Origin of the sequence: Mesorhizobium sp. LMG 17147 (genome assembly GCF_024297145.1) — a bacterium.
In the GTDB taxonomy this organism is placed as follows: Bacteria; Pseudomonadota; Alphaproteobacteria; order Rhizobiales; family Rhizobiaceae; genus Mesorhizobium.
The window spans coordinates 42,721-59,989 of the sequence record NZ_JANCTC010000002.1 but is presented as its reverse complement, the minus strand read 5'-3'; the positions used below and the strand labels follow the sequence as shown (position 1 = coordinate 59,989).

Below are 17,269 nucleotides of genomic sequence, written 5' to 3'. Positions count from 1 at the left end.
TCTTACAGAAGGCCGGCGATGCCGTCCCACAGAAGCTTGACCGCGACGACCGCTACGGTCGCATAGGTAAAGGGATAGAACAGTTCCGGCTGCATCCGCCGCACCAGCCAGGCGCCGGCGATTGTCGACAGCGGCGCCAGCGGCATCAGCACCGCCGACGCGGTCAAATTGGTGGTGTCGAACTGGCCGAGCGCGAAATAGGGGATGAGCTTCAGCGCATTGGTGACGGCGAAGAAGATCGCCGCGGTGCCCGACAGCACCTTCGGATCGAGCCTGATCGGCAGCGCATAGACCTGAAAAGGCGGGCCGCCGACATGGGCGACGAAGCTGGTGAACCCGGCAACGGTACCCCAGAAGCCGGCGGCGACGCGGTTGGGCTCCGCTGCGTGGCCGGCACCGTGGCGGAGTTGCAAATAGAGCCAGCGCAGCACGAAGATCAAGGCAACCGCGCCGACGATCAGCCGCACCATCTCTTCGGTTACAAGTGCCGCCGTCAGCCAGCCGAGGGCGATGCCGATCACGGCGCCCGGCATCATGTCGGCCAGCATCTTGCGGTCGAAGATGCCCCACCATGTCCACACCGAGACAATGTCCATCAGGCACAGAATTGGCAGAAGGATTGCGGCAGCCTGAACCGGCGGCATGGTCAGCGCCATTAACGGCACGCCGACAAAACCGACGGCGCCGCCGAAGCCGCCTTTCGACAGGCCGACGAGGATGACGGCCGGAATGGCCGCGGCATAGAACCAGGGATCGACGAGCAGGCCTGACATGAGGGAAAGGAGGCTGGAGGGAAAGTGACCTCTGGAATAGACCAGAAATGATCGAACCGCGACCGCAAATATGTGGACCACGGCACCGAAACCCGTCACATGTTTGGCATGTCGAGCGGCGGCGGCCGTCTCCGGATCGGCTGCGCCTTGATGATGGCGGTGCTGGTTTCGGCCTTGTCGGCGATGCGGTCGAGAATCCCGTCGAGCTCGCCGATCGAGCGGACGAACAGCCGGGCAACGAAGCAGTCATCGCCCGTCACCTTGTCGCATTCGCCGAATTCCGGGATTTCCTCGATCAGCTTCTGGACGATGTGCAGCTTGCCCGGCAATGGCCGGATGCGAACGATCGCCTGCAAGGCGTAGCCGAGCGCCTGCGGATCGACGTCGATGGTGAACGCGCGGATAACGCCGCGATCCTCAAGCCGCCGAAGCCGCTCCGAAACGCTTGGCGACGACAACCCGACCTGCAGCGCCAGTTCCTTCAGCGAGGTCCGTGAATCCTTGACCAGGATATCGAGGAGCTTTCTGTCGAGATCGTCCAGCATTTTGCAATTCTAGGGAAAGAGCGATGTTTGCCTAATTTAATGAGGCTTGCCCTGCATATCACCAGCTGCAAGTCATGGAAAGACCCGATCCGCCGTGGGATTATCAAATCGCAACGGGTTTCAGGAGCATCCATGGACAACACGGTACGCGGCACGATCGAAATGACGGCGGCGATGGCGATCCTCGGCACGATCGGCTGGTTCGTCGTCCTTTCCGGCCAGCCCATCATGGACGTGGTGTTCTGGCGCTGTGCTTTCGGGGCGGTAACGCTGCTGATCATCTGCGCGGCGCTGGGACTGCTGCGCGGCAGGCTGTCGCTTCGCATTGTCGCGATCGCGGCTCTCGGCGGTGCTGCCATCGTTATCAACTGGCTGTTGCTGTTCAGCGCGTTTTCCCGCGCGTCGATCTCGATCGCCACGGCTGTCTACAACACGCAGCCCTTCATGCTGGTCGGTTTTGGCGCGCTCTTCTTCTCCGAACGGCTGACGGTGACCAAGCTGACCTGGCTCGGCATCGCCTTTGCCGGCATGCTGCTGATCGTGCAGGCCGCGCCCGATGCAGGCAATCATGGCACGGACTACTTTACCGGCATTGCGATGGCGCTGGCCGCGGCTTTCTTCTGGGCCGTTGCGGCTATCGTCACCAAGAAGCTCAAAGGCACGCCGCCGCACCTGATCGCCCTGATCCAGGTCTGCGTCGGCGTTCTCATACTGGCACCCTTCGCCGATCTCACCCACCTTCCCGCCGATGCGCGGAGTTGGGTCATGCTGGCGACACTCGGCATCGTCCATACCGGCCTGATGTACATCCTCATGTACGGCGCCATCCAGAAGCTGCCGACGCATCTGCAGGGATCGCTGTCCTTCATCTATCCCGTCGTCGCCATCCTCGTCGACGTGGTCGCTTTCGGCCATCGTCTGCAGCCGGCGCAGATCGTCGGCGCCGCCGCCATCCTGGTCGCCGCCGCCGGCATGAACCTCGGCTGGTCGCTGTGGAAATCGAAAGTGCCAGCCTAGAGCTCGCAAGCGACCCCCTGCCGCCTGTTCAACTCCCGCACTTTGCTCTATGCCGCAATGCAACCATCTTCGCCCGGCATAGGCGATAACCGGGACCGAACACCAATGAATGACGCAACGCCGCCCAACCGCTGCCGTATCGTGCTGATCGCGCCGCCGAACGTGCCCGCCGAGCGCATCGCCGCGGCCTTCGCCGGCGGTGACGTCGCCTCGCTTATCCTGCCGGAAAACGGTATGGACGAGGCCGCCTTCCAGGCCTTTGCCGAGCAGATCGTGCCGGTGGCGCAAGCGGCCGGCATTGCCGTCATCATTGCCGGCGACACCCGCATCGCCGGCCGGGTCCAGGCCGACGGCATTCATGTCGAGGTCGGCAAGGACGAGCTCGCCGAAACGATCGAACATTTCCAGGCCAGGATGATGGTCGGCACCGGCGGCGCCAAGACCCGCGATGATGCGCTGGAACTCGGCGAGCTCAGGCCTGATTACATCTTCTTCGGCCGCTTCGGTTACGACAACAAGCCGGAGCCGCACCCGCGCAACCTGTCGCTGGGGCAATGGTGGGCGGACGTGATCCAGATCCCTTGCATCGTCATGGCCGGATCCGATCTTGCCTCGGTGGAAGCGGTCGCCGCCACCGGTGCCGAATTCGTTGCGCTGTCCAGCGCCGTCTTCGCCGACGGCGCCGATCCGAAGACGGCGGTTGCCGCCGCCAACGCGCTGCTCGACGAAACCGCGCCGCGCTTCGAGGACTGACGTGTTCTCGCGGAAAATCCTTTTCAGCGCCTTTCTTGCAACGGCCGTGACGCAGGCGATAGCGGCGGAACCCGTTCCGCTACCGCGGCCCAGGCCGGATTCCAGCGAACCTGCCGATAAGCCGATCGCCGCACAATTGCCGCAGCCCGCCACCACCGCCCCGTTGCCGTCGGCCGATACCATCAACCCCGACCGCTTCGGCGCAAAGCCGTCCGACGCCGCCTACGGCGCCTTTCAGCGCGGGCTCTACAAGACGGCCTACAATCTTGCGCTTTCCCGTGCTCAAAACGGCGATCCGGCGGCACAGACGCTGGTGGCCGAGATCCTGTCGCGCGGCCTCGGCGTGCCGGTCGACGCGGCTGGGGCGGCGAAGTGGTATGCGCTTGCCGCCGAGCAGGGCGTGCCGGAATCGCAATTCCAGTATGCGCTGATGCTGCTCGACGGCCGCTACGTCAAAAAGGACGAAAAGGAAGCCTATGCGCTGATGCAGGCCGCCGCCGAGGCCGGCAATCGCCTGGCGCAGTTCAATTTTGCGCAGCTGATGGTCGAGCAGGAGCCCGGCGATGCCGGTATTGCCAAAGCCGTATCCTATTACGAGCGCGCTGCCGCGACCGGGCTTGCCGACGCACAATATGCGATGGCACAGGTCTACGCCAACGGCGCCGGTGGCAAGCCGCGCGACGATGTCCGCGCCCGCGGCCTGCTGGCACAGGCCGCGCGGCAGAACTACGACACCGCACAGATCGATCTCGCCACCTGGATGATCGAGGGGCGCGGCGGCGCACGCAACCTGAAATCCGGCTTCAACTGGATGAAGCAGGCCGCAGAAGGCGGCAATGTCGCTGCCCAGAACCGTCTCGCCAAGCTCTACATGAACGGCATCGGCACCGATCCGGATCTGATCCTAGCCGGCGCCTGGTATGTTGTCGCCCGCCGCGCCGGGCTCATCGACCAAGAAATGGACGATTTCCTGCAGGGCCTGACCGACGAGCAGACACAGCAGGCGCTGCAACGGGCCAACCGCCTGCCCTGATCGCGATCTCGCGACTCATCGCACCCGGGCTCGTCAGGCGGGCTCACTGCGTATGATCGAGCACGACCTTGCCGAAGGGCGAGCCGTGTTCAAGGTACCGAAAGGCTTCGGCGGCCTGGTTCCACGGCATAACCCGGTCGATCACCGGTCTCAACCGGTTGACGACAATGGCGCGGTTCATCGCCTCGAAGGATTCGCGTGAGCCCACCGGTATGCCTCGCGCCCGGACCTGCCGGCGGAAGATGTCGAGCGGGTTGATGGCGCCATCACTGCCACCGAGATAGCCGATGACGTTGATCTGGGCGCCGCGCGCCGCTGCCCTCAGGGATTGTGCAAAACTCTGCGGTCCGCCAACCTCGATGATATGGTCGGCGCCGCGGCCATCCGTCAATCCCAGCACGGCCGATGCCCAGTCGGGGACGCTGCGATAGTTCACGCCATCCTGCGCGCCAAGTTGCTTTGCCCGCGCAAGCTTCTCGTCGCTGCTCGACGTCACGATGACGCGCGCCCCGGCAGCGGCGGCGAACTGCACCGCAAACAGCGAAACGCCGCCGGTGCCGAGGCAAAGCACGGTGTCGCCGGGTTTGACGCTGCCCTCCGTAAACAGCGCGTGCCATGCCGTCACGCCGGCGCATGCCAGCGTCGCTGCTTCGAGGTCGATTCAGGACAGCGCGCTGCAGATCGACTGGGTTCGTCGAGGCCAAGGCCTTGGCCTGCTGCCCAAGCGGCTGCTGCGGGAAAAGCTGCCGCAGGGTATTGCCCTGGTCGACGCTCCCGGCCTCGAGCTGTCGCTGCGAATTGTCGTGCTGCGTTCGCCGCACCTGCATCTTTTGAGAAAGGTTGCCGACGCGGTGACCGGGGCGGTCACCGCAACCGTCGGGACGGACTGAGGCTGCCGCGCCGCGCTGCCGGGCCAGCTTCGTTCCCGCTTCACCTGAAAGGCGCTCCTTGCCTCTGCTGGCGATTTGTGGTCTTGGAGGCGCCAAATTGCCGTTTGCGGCGATCATCTCATTTCCGGATCACCTCACCATGGCCAAGATCAATGGCAACGAAATCCGTCCCGGCAACGTCATCGAGCACGATGGCGGCCTTTGGGTGGCGGTCAGGACCAACACCGTCAAGCCCGGCAAGGGCGGCGCCTACAACCAGGTCGAGCTCAAGAACCTGATCAACGGCACCAAGCTCAACGAGCGCTTCCGTTCGGCCGAAACGGTCGAGCAGATCCGGCTCGATCTGAAGGATTTTTCTTTCCTCTACGAGCAGGGCGACGCGCTGGTGTTCATGGACACCGAAAGCTATGAGCAGCTCGAATTGCAAAAGGAGTTCGTCGGCGATCGCGCCGCCTTCCTGCAGGACGGCATGATGGTGACGGTCCAGCTCTATGACGAAAGGCCGATCGGCATTTCGCTGCCCGACTATGTCACGTTGACGATCACCGAGGCCGATCCGGTGGTGAAGGGCCAGACGGCAGCCTCGTCCTACAAGCCGGCGATACTCGAAAACGGCATCCGCGTGCTGGTGCCGCCGTTCATCGGCTCGGGCGAGCGCATCATCGTCGATACCAACGAAATCACTTACGTGCGCCGCGCCGACTAAAGCGCGGGCAGCAGGAAGAAACACAATGCCGCGTTCCGCGATCCTCAATGTCATGGTCCAGGCCGCAATGAAGGCCGGCCGCTCGCTGTCGCGTGACTTCGGCGAAGTGCAGAACCTGCAGGTCTCGATGAAGGGGCCAGGCGACTATGTCAGCCAGGCCGACCGCAAGGCCGAAGACATCGTCTTTGCCGAACTCTCCAAGGCGCGGCCCGGCTACGCCTTCCTGATGGAGGAACGCGGCGTGATCGAGGGCGACGACGGCCAGCACCGCTGGATCGTCGACCCGCTCGACGGCACCACCAATTTCCTGCACGGCATTCCGCTCTTTGCCGTTTCGATCGCACTGGAGCGCCAGGGCCAGATCGTCGCCGGCGTCGTCTACAATCCGGCTATGGATGAACTCTATACCGCCGAGCGTGGTGGCGGCGCTTTCATGAACGACCGCCGGCTGCGCGTCGCCGGCCGTACCAAGCTGGTTGATGCGGTGATCGGCTGCGGCATGCCGCATCTCGGGCGTGGCCAGCACGGCAATTTCCTCATCGAGCTCCGCAATGTCATGGCCGAGGTTTCTGGCGTCCGCCGTCTCGGCTCCGCCTCGCTCGATCTCGCCTACGTCGCCGCCGGCCGCATGGACGGGTTCTGGGAAACCGGCCTGTCGGCCTGGGATGTCGCCGCCGGCATCTTGCTGATCCGCGAGGCGGGCGGTTTCGTCTCCGATTTCGCCGGGGGACAGGACGTGCTGAACGCCGGTTCGCTGGTTGCCGGCAACGAACTCATCCAGCGCGCGCTGTTGAAGACCATCAAAAGGCCACTCTCAGCCAGCTGATAGAGGCGCGCCGCGCTGAAGCGCCGCAGTCGCAAAACCGCAACCAAAGCTTGAAATATTCGCCCGCGGCCGCCCAGATAAGGCGACGCAGGATCATCGATGACGAACAGCCGGCCCAAATCCCAGAGCGAATTCTCCCAGCTCGACATTCCTTTTATGGGGCGCTGGCATTACTCGCGCGCCGAGATCATCGCCGACGGCATTGTCCACGCCGTGGGCATCGTGCTGGCGATCGCTGCCGGCTCGACGCTGCTGGCACTGGCCGCCCGTCGAACCGGCCCCGGCGAATATGTCGCCGCCGCATTCTATGTGGTCTCGCTGCTCACCGTGCTGTCGATTTCGCTGGCCTACAATGTCTGGCCGGTGTCGTCGCCGGCGAAATGGATATTGCGGCGCTTCGACCATGCCGCGATCTATTTGCTGATCGCTGCCACCTACACGCCTTTCCTGGCCCAGCTCGGCGGCTCGCCGCTGGCCGTTTCGATGATCGTCCTGGTCTGGACCGCCGCGGCGGTCGGCATCGCTATCAAGGTCTTTCTTCCCGGCCGTTTCGACCGGCTGGCGATCGTCTTCTATCTGGCCATCGGCTGGAGCGGTCTCGTTCTGGTGGAGCCGCTCGTGCGGACGCTGCCGGCGACATCGATCGCGCTCATCGTTACCGGCGGCATCGTCTACTCCTGTGGTGTGATCTTCTTCGCCTGGAAGGGCCTGCGCTTCCACAATGCGCTGTGGCATGGCTTTGTCGTCACCGGCGCCGGCCTGCATCTGGCCGCCATGGTCGACTGCCTGGTCATCAACCGGCTTTGACCTCCGGTCGCGGACAGTGGCAATATTGCCAAGCGCCATTCAATTTCGTCACAATTCCGTTTAGAGTCGCAAACACAAATTGATCGGCGGCGACGGCATCGGAAACGGGGCACGGATGACTCTTCTCAGATCCTTCGGCATGGGCAGGCGCTCCGACGTTCTGATCTACGATCCGCACAAATTGTCGAGCCCGCAGGTGTTTCTGCTGACCATGGTGATCTTTCTGTTCATCGTGGCCTTTATCGCCGCCATCCTGACGCGCCAGATCTCGACCGCCTTCGTCACCAATCCCGGTCTCAACGGCCTGATCATCGGCGTGCTTGCGGTCGGCATCCTGCTGGCCTTCGTTCAGGTCGGCCGGCTATTCCGCGAGGTGCGCTGGGTCAACTCGTTCCGCGCCGGTTCCGAAACAACCGAGCCGGTGCTGCTGGCGCCGATGAAGGCGATGATCGGCCGCTCCTCGACGATTGCCTTCTCGACCAGTTCGATGCGCACCATGCTGGATTCGATCGCCACCCGCCTCGACGAAAGCCGCGACACGTCGCGCTACCTTGTCGGACTGCTGGTGTTCCTCGGCCTGCTCGGCACCTTCTGGGGCCTGCTCAACACGATCGGCTCCATCCGCGAAACCATCGAGTCGCTCGATCCCGGCACCGGCGATGCCGCCGCCGTGCTCGAATCCCTGAAGCAGGGGCTTTCCGCTCCGTTGGCCGGCATGGGCACCGCCTTCTCGTCCTCGCTGTTCGGCCTCTCCGGCTCGCTGGTGCTCGGCTTCCTCGACCTGCAGGCCGGCCGCGCCCAGACGCGCTTCTATACCGAACTCGAAAACTGGCTGTCCTCGGTCACCGACCTGTCCTCCGACATCGTCGTTGCCGACGCGGTCAGGACCGAACCCTCCGAGGAAATCCGGCTGTTGTCGGAAAAGCTGCGCACCCTGCAGGAGAATGGCGGCGGCTCCAATCCGCGCGTGGCCACTGCCATGGCCAATCTCGCCGACGGCATTTCCGGCTTGGTCAAGAACATGCGCTCGGAGCAGCAGATCATGCGCGACTGGGTCGAGGCCCAGTCCGACGAGCAGAAGGCGATGCGCAATACGCTGGAGAAGATCGCCGACGCCTTGAAAAAGCCTGGAGTGCATTGACGTGGCGTTGGCACGAGGCCGGCGCTCCGACCGCCGCATCGATTACTGGCCGGGCTTCGTCGATGCGCTGTCGACGCTGCTGTTGGCGATCATGTTCCTGCTCACGGTTTTCGTGCTGGCGCAGTTTCTGCTCGGCCGCGAGATCTCCGGCAAGGACACGGTGCTCAACCGCCTCAACTCGCAGATCAATGAGTTGACCCAGCTTCTGGCGCTGGAGCGCTCGACGACACAGGACAAGGAGGACACCCTTGCCAATTTGCAGGCATCGCTATCCGCATCGGAGGCGGAAAAGAGCCGGCTCGAGCAATTGCTGGCGCAAGGCGCCGGTGCCGGCGATGCCGCCAACCAGCGCGCAACGGCCCTTTCCGGCGAACTCGACAGCCAGCGCCAGATCAGCCAGCAGGCGCTAAGCCAGGTCGAGATCCTCAACCAGCAGATTTCGGCGCTGCGCAAGCAGATCGCAGCGCTCGAACAAGCGCTCGACGTGTCCGAAACGCGCGACCGCGAGTCCAACACCAAGATCGCCGATCTCGGCCGCCGCCTCAACGTCGCACTGGCGCAACGCGTGCAGGAGCTGAACCGCTACCGCTCCGATTTCTTCGGCCGCTTGCGTGAAATTCTCGCCGACCGCGAGAACATCCGCATCGTCGGCGACCGCTTCGTCTTCCAGTCGGAAGTGCTTTTCCCGACCGGCTCCGACGTGATCAACGATGCCGGCAAGGTCGAGATGAAGAAGCTCGCCGATGCCATCATCGAATTGCAAAAGGAAATCCCGCCGGAGATCAACTGGGTGCTGCGCGTCGACGGCCACACCGACAACAAGCCGCTCTCCGGCACCGGCCGCTACCGCGACAATTGGGAATTGTCGACGGCGCGCTCGACATCGGTGGTCAAGTTCCTGATCGAGAACGGTGTGCCGGCCAACCGGCTGGTCGCGGCCGGCTTCGGCGAATTCCAGCCGCTCGACCCCGCCGATACCGAAGAGGCGCGCAATAAGAACCGCCGTATCGAGTTGAAGCTGACCGAGCGGTGATCTGCAAGCCTTTGGCTTATGTCATGCGCCAGCTCGAGCGGCTCAAGTAGGCGGCATTTAGTGCACTGGTGCGGCAGCGGGAAGAGCTGAAAAAATTACCTTTTTTTATTACATTTTGCCGCCGTGGCCTTTTAGCCTTGGTCATGGGCCGAGAACCGCCGGCGGTGGAACCGCTCATCGCGACGCGACGGAACCTGACGGCCCACGGCCGGAAGGCAGGGCCCCTCCCAACCACCGCCTTCCCCAGTAAAGGAGACGCAACCATGCGCTTCTTCGCTCCCAGGAATTTTAGGACTTCTAAGCTCGCCACACTTCTCCTCGTCGTTTCCGTTTGCCGGCGCTTACGCCGGCCCACGTGAGACGGCCTTGATCAATCAGATCCAGAGCGTGGAGACAGGTATCCAGGGCGCCGTCCAGGCGAACAAGCTCGAGCCGGGCGAGGCGCGTGACTTGCGCACGCAGCTCGCTCAACTCGACCGGGCCGCCGAGAGGGCCGCGCGCGAGGGAACGATGCCGAGCACGCAATATCAGCAGTTGCTGGCGCAGCTCGACGATGTCAGCCAAAAGCTGCGCGCTGATACCGGCAGTGCCTTCCTCATCGGCAACGGCGCCGATGGCGGATATTATCCGAACGGCTATGGCCCAACCTATCCAGGCGGCTGAAATCGGCCGCAGCGCCCGGCGCTGTGGCAATTGATTTGTGCATGATCCTTTTCCAGCTCGGTTCAGGGATCATGCGCTAGCCCAACGCCAGCGCAATCAGCGCCAGCACCGCCGGCACCGCGTCGGTCGCGGACGGCTTTCGGGGTTGCCAACAGTTTTGCATTGATATCTTTTCTCGCCGTCAAATCAGCGGAACCCACAATGTCCTTTCAAAAACTCCACGACCTCGGCCACAAGCTCGAAGCACTGGAACACGCCCTCGCCATCCTCGGCGCCGATGAAGCGACCCATATGGCGGTCGGCGGCGGCGAGAAGCGCGCGGAGGCAATGTCGGCGCTTGCCGGCATGCACCATGCCCGGGCGACTGCGCCGGAGATTGCCGATTGGATCGCGGCGGCCGAGCAGGAAGCGCTGAACGAAGAGCAGCAGGCCGCGGTCAGGGAATTCCGCCGGCAATACACCAACCTGACCTGCCTGCCGGTCGAATTCGTCGAGCGCCAGACGACAGCGCGCATGCGCTCCGAGCAGCTCTGGCGCGACCTGCACGCCAAGAACGACTGGGCCGGCTTCCTGCCGGCGCTGGAAGGCGTCGTGGCGCTGGTCCGCGAGGAGGCGGCACTTCGCGCCGAGGTACTCGGGCTCGAGCCTTACGACGCGCTGATGGAGCAATATGACCCGGGCAATCGCACCGCCGACATCACGCCTGTGTTTGCCGAGTTGAAGGCCTTCCTGAAAGGCTTCGTACCGGAGGCACTGGCCGTGCAGGAAGAGCGGCTGGCAAAACATCCGCTGAAGCCGCTTTCCGGCAGCTACCCCTTGGACAAGCAGCGCGAGCTCGGCCTCGCGATGATGGCGGCAGTCGGCTTCGACCTCACGCACGGCTCGCTGTCGGTTTCGCACCATCCGTTCTGCGGCGGGGTGCCGAGCGACGTGCGCATCACCACGCGCTACAAGACCTCGGATTTCCTGTCGGCGCTGATGGGCGTGCTGCACGAGACCGGCCATGCGCTGTACGAGCAGAACCTGCCGAAGGCATGGGCGCACTGGCCGCTCGGCAAAGCGCGCGGCATGGCGGTGCATGAAAGCCAGAGCCTGTTCGTAGAAAAGCAGATCGGCCGCAATCCAGAATTCTGGCGCTGGGCGCTGCCGGTGGTCGAAAGACACCTTGGCGAGAGGTGGACGATCGACGACATCCTGCCGCATGTGCACCGGGTCGAGCGCGGCCTGATCCGTGTCGATGCCGACGAGGTCACCTATCCGCTGCACGTCATCCTGCGCTACGAGCTGGAGCAGGAGCTTGTCTCGGGACGGCTGGAAGCAGCCGACCTGCCCGAGGCCTGGGATGCCAAGATGCGCGATTATCTCGGGCTGTCGACATCAGACAATCCGGCTGATGGTCCGATGCAGGACGTCCACTGGCCGGGTGCCGCCTTCGGCTATTTCCCCTCCTACACGCTCGGCGCCATGATGGCGGCGCAGCAATGGGCGGCGCTGACCAGAGATCATCCTTCAGCCGACGAAGACCTCGCCAAGGGCGATTTCGCCGCGATCAACGACTGGCGCCGCAAAAGGATCTGGTCGCAAGGCTCGCGCTGGTCGACGCCGGAACTGCTCGAACGCGCCACCGGCGAAAAGCTCAATGCCGCGCATTTCACCGATCACCTGAAGAAGCGGTACGGCAACTGAGCCGCTCCGTCTATTCCCGGCTCTTGCCGCGGTGACCGCAGAAATCCGCGAAACTGGCCTTTACTTTGGTGGGAAAGCCTCTGAAGAAGGAGTTCTTCCAAGTTGGGCGAGCGTAGATGTCTGCCTGTTACAGTTTTCATAGGATGAAGTCTTTCTGGCCCCGCTCGGTATTTTTCATCTTATTGATCGGTCTGAGTTCTCCGGCCATGTCCGACGACATGGTTTTCAAGGGTCCGGCAGAAAGCTGGGTAAAGCAGCTTGATATTCCGGCTGCCGATCCCGCCCGATCGGATCAAATCAAGAATGGCGTTTCATGGCTGCTCTCGGACGACCAGATCAAGCATCGCGCCGGCGGCTATGTCGAGTACTCGCGCACCGTCTATAAGATCGTCGACCGCCCCGGCCTGGATCGTGGCGCGAGTATCGATCTGCAGTTCGATCCGTCCCGGCACAAGGTCACGCTTAACCATCTTCACATCATCCGCGATGGCGCCGTTCTGGACCGGCTGGAAGGCGTCGAATTCGACATCTTCCGCAGGGAAAGAGACGCCGAGAAAGGCGTCTTCGACGGCTGGCTGACTGCACATGTCAACATCGATGACGTGCGTGCCGGCGACATCGTCGATTACGGGTCGACCTACGAAGTAACACCGCTGGTCGGCAAGGACCTTTTCTTCAAGAATTTCTCCACCGAATGGGAAGAGCCGGTAGCGCTTCTCCGCACAAGCATCATTTGGCCTTCGGGCCAGCCGCTCCAGATCAAGACAAGGGGAACCCGACTTAAGCCCTCAATCTCCCCGACTGGGCCGGACACCACTTATCTATGGGAGATTCCAAACCCGAAACCGGTCAATGTCGAGGATAACCTGCCCGTGACCTATCCAGGCTGGGGCTCCATCGATGTCGCGTCTACCGCGAATTGGCAAAGCGTGGTCGATGCCGTTGCGCCCTATTACAAGCCAGCGACCACTTTTCCCCCGGCTTTTGCCGCAAAGCTCGACGACATCGCTCTGCGACATCCGGTGCCGGAGGACCGAATGGTCGAGGCAATGCGGTTGGTGCAGGACCAGATCCGCTATGTAAGCCTGTCGATGGGTGCCGGTTCCTACGTTCCGCGTGATCCCGCGACGGTCATCCTGAGCGGGTTCGGTGACTGCAAGGACAAGGCCCTGCTGCTGGTTTCGTCGCTTGTGCGACTTGGCATTGCTGCCGAGGTCGCCTTGGCCGATCTCGAAGAGGGACGGGCCCTGGACCAGCATCTGCCGGCGCTCCGCGATTTCGACCATGCCATAGTCAAGGCAAGGATCGGAACAAAGACATATTGGCTGGACGCCACGAACTATCTTCAGGGCGGCAGGGCGCACAATCTCGCACAGCCGGACTACGGCTTCGCGCTGCCGCTTTCCAGCACCGGCGGGTTGGAGAAGATGCCAAGCCCTGTGCTCACCAGCCCATCGATCCAGATCGTCGAGGAATTCGACTTTCCGCGCAAACCGGGCGATCCCTTGGTGCTGACGGTCTTCTCGACATATGAGGACGCCGATGCCGATTGGATGCGCGGCAATTTCGCCAGCCGGTCGCTGAGCGAGGTGTCGGACGCCTACCTGAAATACTACAACAAGCAATATCCCGGCATCCAAACCATCGCCAAGCCGGAAATCGTGGATCGCCGCGACGGCAACATAGTGAGTGTGAAGGAAAGTTATCGCTTGCCGGCGGAGGCGCTGGCGGCCAACGATCTGGCAAAGGATTTCCCGATCCGCGCGGCCGATCTCGGCAACAACTCTCTTCCAACCCCGACAATCGTCGACCGAACCGGGCCCGTCTCCCTCGGCTCCCAGTTCTACCGCCGCCACAAGGTGACCGTGCGCAACCTCAAGGCGAGGTTTTCCGGCGAATCGATGAAAAACGTCGTGACGCCCTATCTGTCTCTCAAGGCGTCCTGGTCCAACACGCCCACCGAATTTCAAGTTGAATGGAACTTTCAGACGCTGGCAAGGGAAGTGCCGGCCAAGGCGATTGCCGATTATCTGAAAACCGTCGATGACGTGGCAGACCAAATTCGCTGGCAGTACGATTTTACCTATGAAGAGCCGCCTGCCGATGTGCAGCTCAGCGATCCTGCAAAGGAGCAGCGACAGACCGTCGCCGGCATGCTTTTGTTGTCGTTGCTTGTCGGCGTTCCCCTGTTCATCGCCTATCGACGCGGCAAACGCCGAGCTTTCGGTAGCTGAAGAATCCCGGCGGCCGCGGGCAGACCTACTCGGCCGCGCCCCTGAAAGCATTCGCACCGGTATCGAACTGCAGCTTGGCCAGCCGCGCATAGATGCCGCCCTTGGCGACCAGGCTCTGATGCGTGCCTTCCTCGACGATGCGGCCGCCATCCATGACCAGGATGCGATCGGCCTTCAGCACGGTTGCCAGCCGATGGGCGATGACGATCGTGGTGCGGCCCTGCATCAGCCGGTCCAGCGCCGTCTGCACCAGCGTCTCGCTTTCGGCATCGAGTGCCGAGGTCGCCTCGTCGAGCAGAAGGATCGGCGCATCGCGCAGAATGGCGCGGGCGATCGCCACGCGCTGGCGCTGGCCGCCCGACAGCGTCACGCCGCGCTCGCCGACCTGGCTGTCATAGCCTTTTTCGAGCTTCAGGATGAACTCGTCGGCAAGCGCGTCCTTCGCCGCCGCCTCGATCTCGGCCTGGCTGGCACCGGGCCGGCCAAAGCCGATATTGTCACGCGCGCTCGCCGCAAAAATGGTGACGTCCTGCGGCACGATGGCGATGCGCGCGCGGATCGCGGCCGGATCGGCCTCGCGCAGATCGACCCCGTCGATGACGATCCTGCCGGCCTCCGGATCGTAGAAGCGCAGAAGCAGCGAAAACACCGTGCTCTTGCCGGCGCCGGATGGCCCGACGATCGCCACCGTCTCACCGGGTTTGACCTGAAAGCTCAGGCCATGGACGGCGGCGCGGTCGGGCCGGGCCGGATAGGAGAAGGAGACATCGTCGAAGCTGACCGCGCCTCTCGCCTTTGCCGGCAGCGGCTTCGGATCGGCGGGCGCCTGGATCGCGGGTTTCTCGGCCAGGATCTCGGTCAGCCGTTCGGCAGCGCCCGCTGCCTGGGACAGTTCGCCCCAGACCTCCGACAAGGCGCCGAGCGCGCCGGCGGCGAACACCGAATAAAGCAGGAACTGGCCAAGCGTGCCCGGCGACAGCGTGCCGTCGAGCACGTCGCGCGAACCGAACCACAGCACCGCCACGACCGACGAAAAGATCATGAAGATAGCGAAGAAGGTGAGAAAGGAGCGGGCAAAGATCGAGGCCCGCGCCGCTTCGAACGCTGCTTCCACGGCGGATGAAAAATACCCGGTTACAAGCTTCTCGTTGGTGAAGGCCTGCAGGGTGCGCACCGCGCCGATCTGCTCGCTGGCGTAGGCGGTGGCATTGGCCAGAGTATCCTGCGCCAGCCGTGACTTGCGCCGCACCGAGCGGCCGAAGGCGACCAGCGGCAGCACGATTAGCGGAATGGCCGCGATGACCAGGCCGGACAGTTTTGGGCTGGTGAAGACCATCATCGCCACGGCGCCGAGGCCAAGAATGACGTTGCGCAAAGCCACCGAGGCGGTAGCACCGACGGCCGATTTGACCTGCGTCGTGTCGGCGGCGAGCCGCGAGACGATCTCGCCCGACTGGGCGGTATCGAAGAAGGAGGGCGACAGCGTAGTGACATGGGCAAAGACATCGCGGCGGATATCGGCAACGACGCGCTCGCCGAGCGTGATGACGAAATAGTAGCGGCTGGCAGACGCCGCCGCCAGCACGGCGGCCATCACCACCAGCATCGCGAAATATTCGGCAATGAAGCTGGAATCGGAAGCGGAAAAGCCGTGATCTATCATCCGCCGCACGGCCAGCGGCAGCGCCAGCGTCGTCGCCGCCGCCACGGCCAGCGAGACGATCGCGCCGATGACCATTTTGCGGTAATGCATGATATAGGGAAACAGGCGCTGCAGCGGCCTCAGCGAGCGCCTGCGCTCGTCTGCATCGCCGCTGATGTTCGCCATGACCCGTTTCCTTTGGCCCTTTGAGGTTTGCGCCATCAATATGCGCTTGCCGCGGCCTTGTGATTCAATTCCGGCTGATGTATAGGCTCGCCGACCGTTTTAGAAGCGTGGCTCCTCAATAGCTGCGGCTTCGAGTTTTAAAAAGGGGCGCATCGACGCAGGCTTCAGCCCGTCGGCAGCGCCCGGCAGCCAGGAACAGAACCATGAAGACCGACATTCATCCCGACTACCACACCATCAAGGTCGTCATGACCGACGGCACCGAATACATGACCCGTTCGACCTGGGGCAAGGAAGGCGATACGATGAACCTCGATATCGACCCGACCACTCATCCGGCCTGGACCGGCGGCCAGCAGACCCTGCTCGACCGCGGTGGCCGCCTGTCGAAGTTCAAGAAGCGTTTCGAAGGTTTCGGCCTCTAGGCACTGGCGTTTCGCTGATCGAGAAACCCGCCTTCGTGGCGGGTTTTTTGTTGATTGGGCCTCAGCGGCAATCATCTCAGGTTTGGTGTTGCCCCTTACCCTTACCCTCTCCCCGTGAAGAACGGGAAGTGGCGTCGCCGGCGCTGGAGTTTCCCCTCTCCCGTCACTAACGGGGAGAAGGTGCCGGCAAGCAGATGAGGGGCAGCGCCCCGCTTCCGCAGTTGAATCGCCACCACCTAACGGCCTGTCCCTACGAGCACGGCGGCCTACCCGTCCACCAGCTCGCGGAGCGCCATTCGCTTGTAAGCGGCAACCAGCCTGTCGCCTTCTTCTCGCCCGACCGAGATCGCCAGCCGCATGGCCGCTTCGCCCATCTGCCAGATGAGAAACGCCGTCGCGTCCAGCGCCGCCGGATCGGCGTCAGGCCGCAGCCGCTTCAGCGCTGCGGTGAGGAATTCGGCGTTGGCCCGGCTGTCGGCGAGCTCGAGGTCGCGCAGCGCCTTGTCGGCCTGCGTGCCCGACCAGATATCGCGCATCACCGGCTCCGCCAGGAACATTCCGTAGTAGGTATCCACCAGTTCCGAAAACGCCTTGCACAGGCCTTCGGCGTCATTGACCTCCGCCAGTGCCGTGGCAATGCAGGCCTGGCTTTCCGCGGTGTAGCGCTCGGCCAGTGCCCAGATGATCGCCCGCTTGTCCGGGAAGAACTGGTAGAGCGAGCCGATCGACACGCCTGCCCTCTCGGCTACCTCTCCCATGCGCATGGCGTCGCTGCCTTGCTCGGCGATCAGCGCCGAGGCGGCGGCCAGCATCCGCTCGACCCGCTCGCGGCTGCGCTGCTGGCTCGGTGCCCGGCGCGGCGATGCGATCTGGCCGTCCTGTGAATCCGATACGGCAGAGCCTTCCATC

The 17,269-nt window shown here is 63.3% G+C and carries 18 protein-coding genes; 13 read left to right on the top strand and 5 right to left on the bottom strand.

All coding sequences use genetic code 11. The annotated features are described in order from the left end of the window. Positions 1-2: 2 nt before the first annotated feature. Positions 3-773 carry a sulfite exporter TauE/SafE family protein gene (locus tag NMG46_RS04040; RefSeq protein ID WP_254816456.1) on the bottom strand — a complete coding sequence of 257 codons (771 nt, stop codon included), beginning with the start codon at positions 771-773 and terminating at the stop codon, positions 3-5. A 95-nt stretch (positions 774-868) separates the two neighbouring features. Next, on the bottom strand, positions 869-1,318 hold the full coding sequence (locus tag NMG46_RS04035) for an Lrp/AsnC family transcriptional regulator (RefSeq protein ID WP_254816455.1): 450 nt from the start codon (positions 1,316-1,318) through the stop codon (positions 869-871). Between the two features lie 132 nt (positions 1,319-1,450). Here NMG46_RS04035 and NMG46_RS04030 point away from each other — a divergent pair, with 132 nt between their 5' ends. The 3 genes from NMG46_RS04030 (at position 1,451) to NMG46_RS04020 (ending at position 4,121) form a co-directional block, all read left to right on the top strand. Continuing rightward, positions 1,451-2,335 carry a DMT family transporter gene (locus tag NMG46_RS04030; protein ID WP_254816454.1) on the top strand — a complete coding sequence of 295 codons (885 nt, stop codon included), beginning with the start codon at positions 1,451-1,453 and terminating at the stop codon, positions 2,333-2,335. 105 nt (positions 2,336-2,440) lie between these two features. Next, positions 2,441-3,088, top strand: a complete 648-nt coding sequence (locus NMG46_RS04025; RefSeq protein ID WP_254816453.1) for a thiamine phosphate synthase — start codon at positions 2,441-2,443, stop codon at positions 3,086-3,088. A gap of 1 nt (position 3,089) precedes the next feature. Beyond that, positions 3,090-4,121 (top strand): tetratricopeptide repeat protein, encoded by a 1,032-nt coding sequence (locus NMG46_RS04020; RefSeq protein ID WP_254816452.1) that lies wholly within the window; start codon positions 3,090-3,092, stop codon positions 4,119-4,121. Positions 4,122-4,164: 43 nt separating this feature from the next. On the opposite strand, the gene NMG46_RS04015 is transcribed toward NMG46_RS04020, so the two are convergent. Further along, entirely contained in the window at positions 4,165-4,692 is a 528-nt protein-coding gene (locus NMG46_RS04015; protein WP_254816451.1) for an NAD(P)-dependent alcohol dehydrogenase, read from the bottom strand. A gap of 1 nt (position 4,693) precedes the next feature. On the opposite strand from NMG46_RS04015, the gene NMG46_RS04010 reads away from it, so the two are divergent. The 9 genes from NMG46_RS04010 to NMG46_RS03970 all read left to right on the top strand — a co-directional run bounded on the left by NMG46_RS04010 (position 4,694) and on the right by NMG46_RS03970 (position 14,107). Further along, positions 4,694-5,011, top strand: coding sequence for a hypothetical protein (locus tag NMG46_RS04010; protein ID WP_254816450.1), 318 nt, complete (start codon positions 4,694-4,696; stop codon positions 5,009-5,011). Between the two features lie 139 nt (positions 5,012-5,150). Beyond that, on the top strand, positions 5,151-5,717 hold the full coding sequence (gene efp, locus NMG46_RS04005) for an elongation factor P (RefSeq protein ID WP_254816449.1): 567 nt from the start codon (positions 5,151-5,153) through the stop codon (positions 5,715-5,717). 25 nt (positions 5,718-5,742) lie between these two features. After that, on the top strand, positions 5,743-6,543 hold the full coding sequence (locus NMG46_RS04000) for an inositol monophosphatase family protein (RefSeq protein WP_254816448.1): 801 nt from the start codon (positions 5,743-5,745) through the stop codon (positions 6,541-6,543). Between the two features lie 99 nt (positions 6,544-6,642). Next, a complete protein-coding gene (locus NMG46_RS03995; RefSeq protein ID WP_254816447.1) occupies positions 6,643-7,350 on the top strand; it encodes a hemolysin III family protein in 708 nt (235 codons plus the stop codon). Positions 7,351-7,465: 115 nt separating this feature from the next. Beyond that, positions 7,466-8,491: a MotA/TolQ/ExbB proton channel family protein gene (locus tag NMG46_RS03990; protein WP_254816446.1), complete on the top strand. Its 1,026-nt coding sequence runs from the start codon at positions 7,466-7,468 to the stop codon at positions 8,489-8,491. 1 nt (position 8,492) lies between these two features. Continuing rightward, complete coding sequence (locus NMG46_RS03985) at positions 8,493-9,524, top strand: peptidoglycan -binding protein (protein ID WP_254816445.1); 1,032 nt, start codon at positions 8,493-8,495, stop codon at positions 9,522-9,524. A 366-nt stretch (positions 9,525-9,890) separates the two neighbouring features. Beyond that, a complete protein-coding gene (locus NMG46_RS03980; protein WP_368389275.1) occupies positions 9,891-10,187 on the top strand; it encodes a hypothetical protein in 297 nt (98 codons plus the stop codon). A gap of 201 nt (positions 10,188-10,388) precedes the next feature. Next, on the top strand, positions 10,389-11,873 hold the full coding sequence (locus NMG46_RS03975; RefSeq protein WP_254816444.1) for a carboxypeptidase M32: 1,485 nt from the start codon (positions 10,389-10,391) through the stop codon (positions 11,871-11,873). Positions 11,874-12,079: 206 nt separating this feature from the next. Next, the gene (locus NMG46_RS03970) at positions 12,080-14,107 is read left to right on the top strand and encodes a DUF3857 domain-containing protein (RefSeq protein ID WP_254816443.1); all 2,028 of its coding nucleotides are present in this window, start codon (positions 12,080-12,082) and stop codon (positions 14,105-14,107) included. Between the two features lie 25 nt (positions 14,108-14,132). Here the strand turns inward: NMG46_RS03970 and NMG46_RS03965 are convergent, their stop codons facing one another. Then, the gene (locus tag NMG46_RS03965; RefSeq protein ID WP_254816442.1) at positions 14,133-15,935 is read right to left on the bottom strand and encodes an ABC transporter transmembrane domain-containing protein; all 1,803 of its coding nucleotides are present in this window, start codon (positions 15,933-15,935) and stop codon (positions 14,133-14,135) included. A gap of 203 nt (positions 15,936-16,138) precedes the next feature. On the opposite strand from NMG46_RS03965, the gene rpmE reads away from it, so the two are divergent. Then, on the top strand, positions 16,139-16,360 hold the full coding sequence (gene rpmE, locus NMG46_RS03960; protein WP_006327661.1) for a 50S ribosomal protein L31: 222 nt from the start codon (positions 16,139-16,141) through the stop codon (positions 16,358-16,360). A 266-nt stretch (positions 16,361-16,626) separates the two neighbouring features. On the opposite strand, the gene NMG46_RS03955 is transcribed toward rpmE, so the two are convergent. Next, positions 16,627-17,268, bottom strand: coding sequence for a TetR/AcrR family transcriptional regulator (locus NMG46_RS03955; RefSeq protein ID WP_254816441.1), 642 nt, complete (start codon positions 17,266-17,268; stop codon positions 16,627-16,629). Between the last annotated feature and the right edge of the window lies 1 nt (position 17,269).

What these genes read in the sequence shown, in the direction of transcription:
- NMG46_RS04040 (WP_254816456.1), bottom strand. Translation starts at nt 773, where the DNA reads ATGTCAGGCCTGCTCGTCGATCCCTGGTTCTATGCCGCGGCCATTCCG.
- NMG46_RS04035 (WP_254816455.1), bottom strand. Translation starts at nt 1,318, where the DNA reads ATGCTGGACGATCTCGACAGAAAGCTCCTCGATATCCTGGTCAAGGAT.
- NMG46_RS04030 (WP_254816454.1), top strand. Translation starts at nt 1,451, where the DNA reads ATGGACAACACGGTACGCGGCACGATCGAAATGACGGCGGCGATGGCG.
- NMG46_RS04025 (WP_254816453.1), top strand. Translation starts at nt 2,441, where the DNA reads ATGAATGACGCAACGCCGCCCAACCGCTGCCGTATCGTGCTGATCGCG.
- efp (WP_254816449.1), top strand. Translation starts at nt 5,151, where the DNA reads ATGGCCAAGATCAATGGCAACGAAATCCGTCCCGGCAACGTCATCGAG.
- NMG46_RS04000 (WP_254816448.1), top strand. Translation starts at nt 5,743, where the DNA reads ATGCCGCGTTCCGCGATCCTCAATGTCATGGTCCAGGCCGCAATGAAG.
- NMG46_RS03995 (WP_254816447.1), top strand. Translation starts at nt 6,643, where the DNA reads ATGACGAACAGCCGGCCCAAATCCCAGAGCGAATTCTCCCAGCTCGAC.
- NMG46_RS03990 (WP_254816446.1), top strand. Translation starts at nt 7,466, where the DNA reads ATGACTCTTCTCAGATCCTTCGGCATGGGCAGGCGCTCCGACGTTCTG.
- NMG46_RS03975 (WP_254816444.1), top strand. Translation starts at nt 10,389, where the DNA reads ATGTCCTTTCAAAAACTCCACGACCTCGGCCACAAGCTCGAAGCACTG.
- NMG46_RS03970 (WP_254816443.1), top strand. Translation starts at nt 12,080, where the DNA reads ATGTCCGACGACATGGTTTTCAAGGGTCCGGCAGAAAGCTGGGTAAAG.
- NMG46_RS03965 (WP_254816442.1), bottom strand. Translation starts at nt 15,935, where the DNA reads ATGGCGAACATCAGCGGCGATGCAGACGAGCGCAGGCGCTCGCTGAGG.
- rpmE (WP_006327661.1), top strand. Translation starts at nt 16,139, where the DNA reads ATGAAGACCGACATTCATCCCGACTACCACACCATCAAGGTCGTCATG.
- NMG46_RS03955 (WP_254816441.1), bottom strand. Translation starts at nt 17,268, where the DNA reads ATGGAAGGCTCTGCCGTATCGGATTCACAGGACGGCCAGATCGCATCG.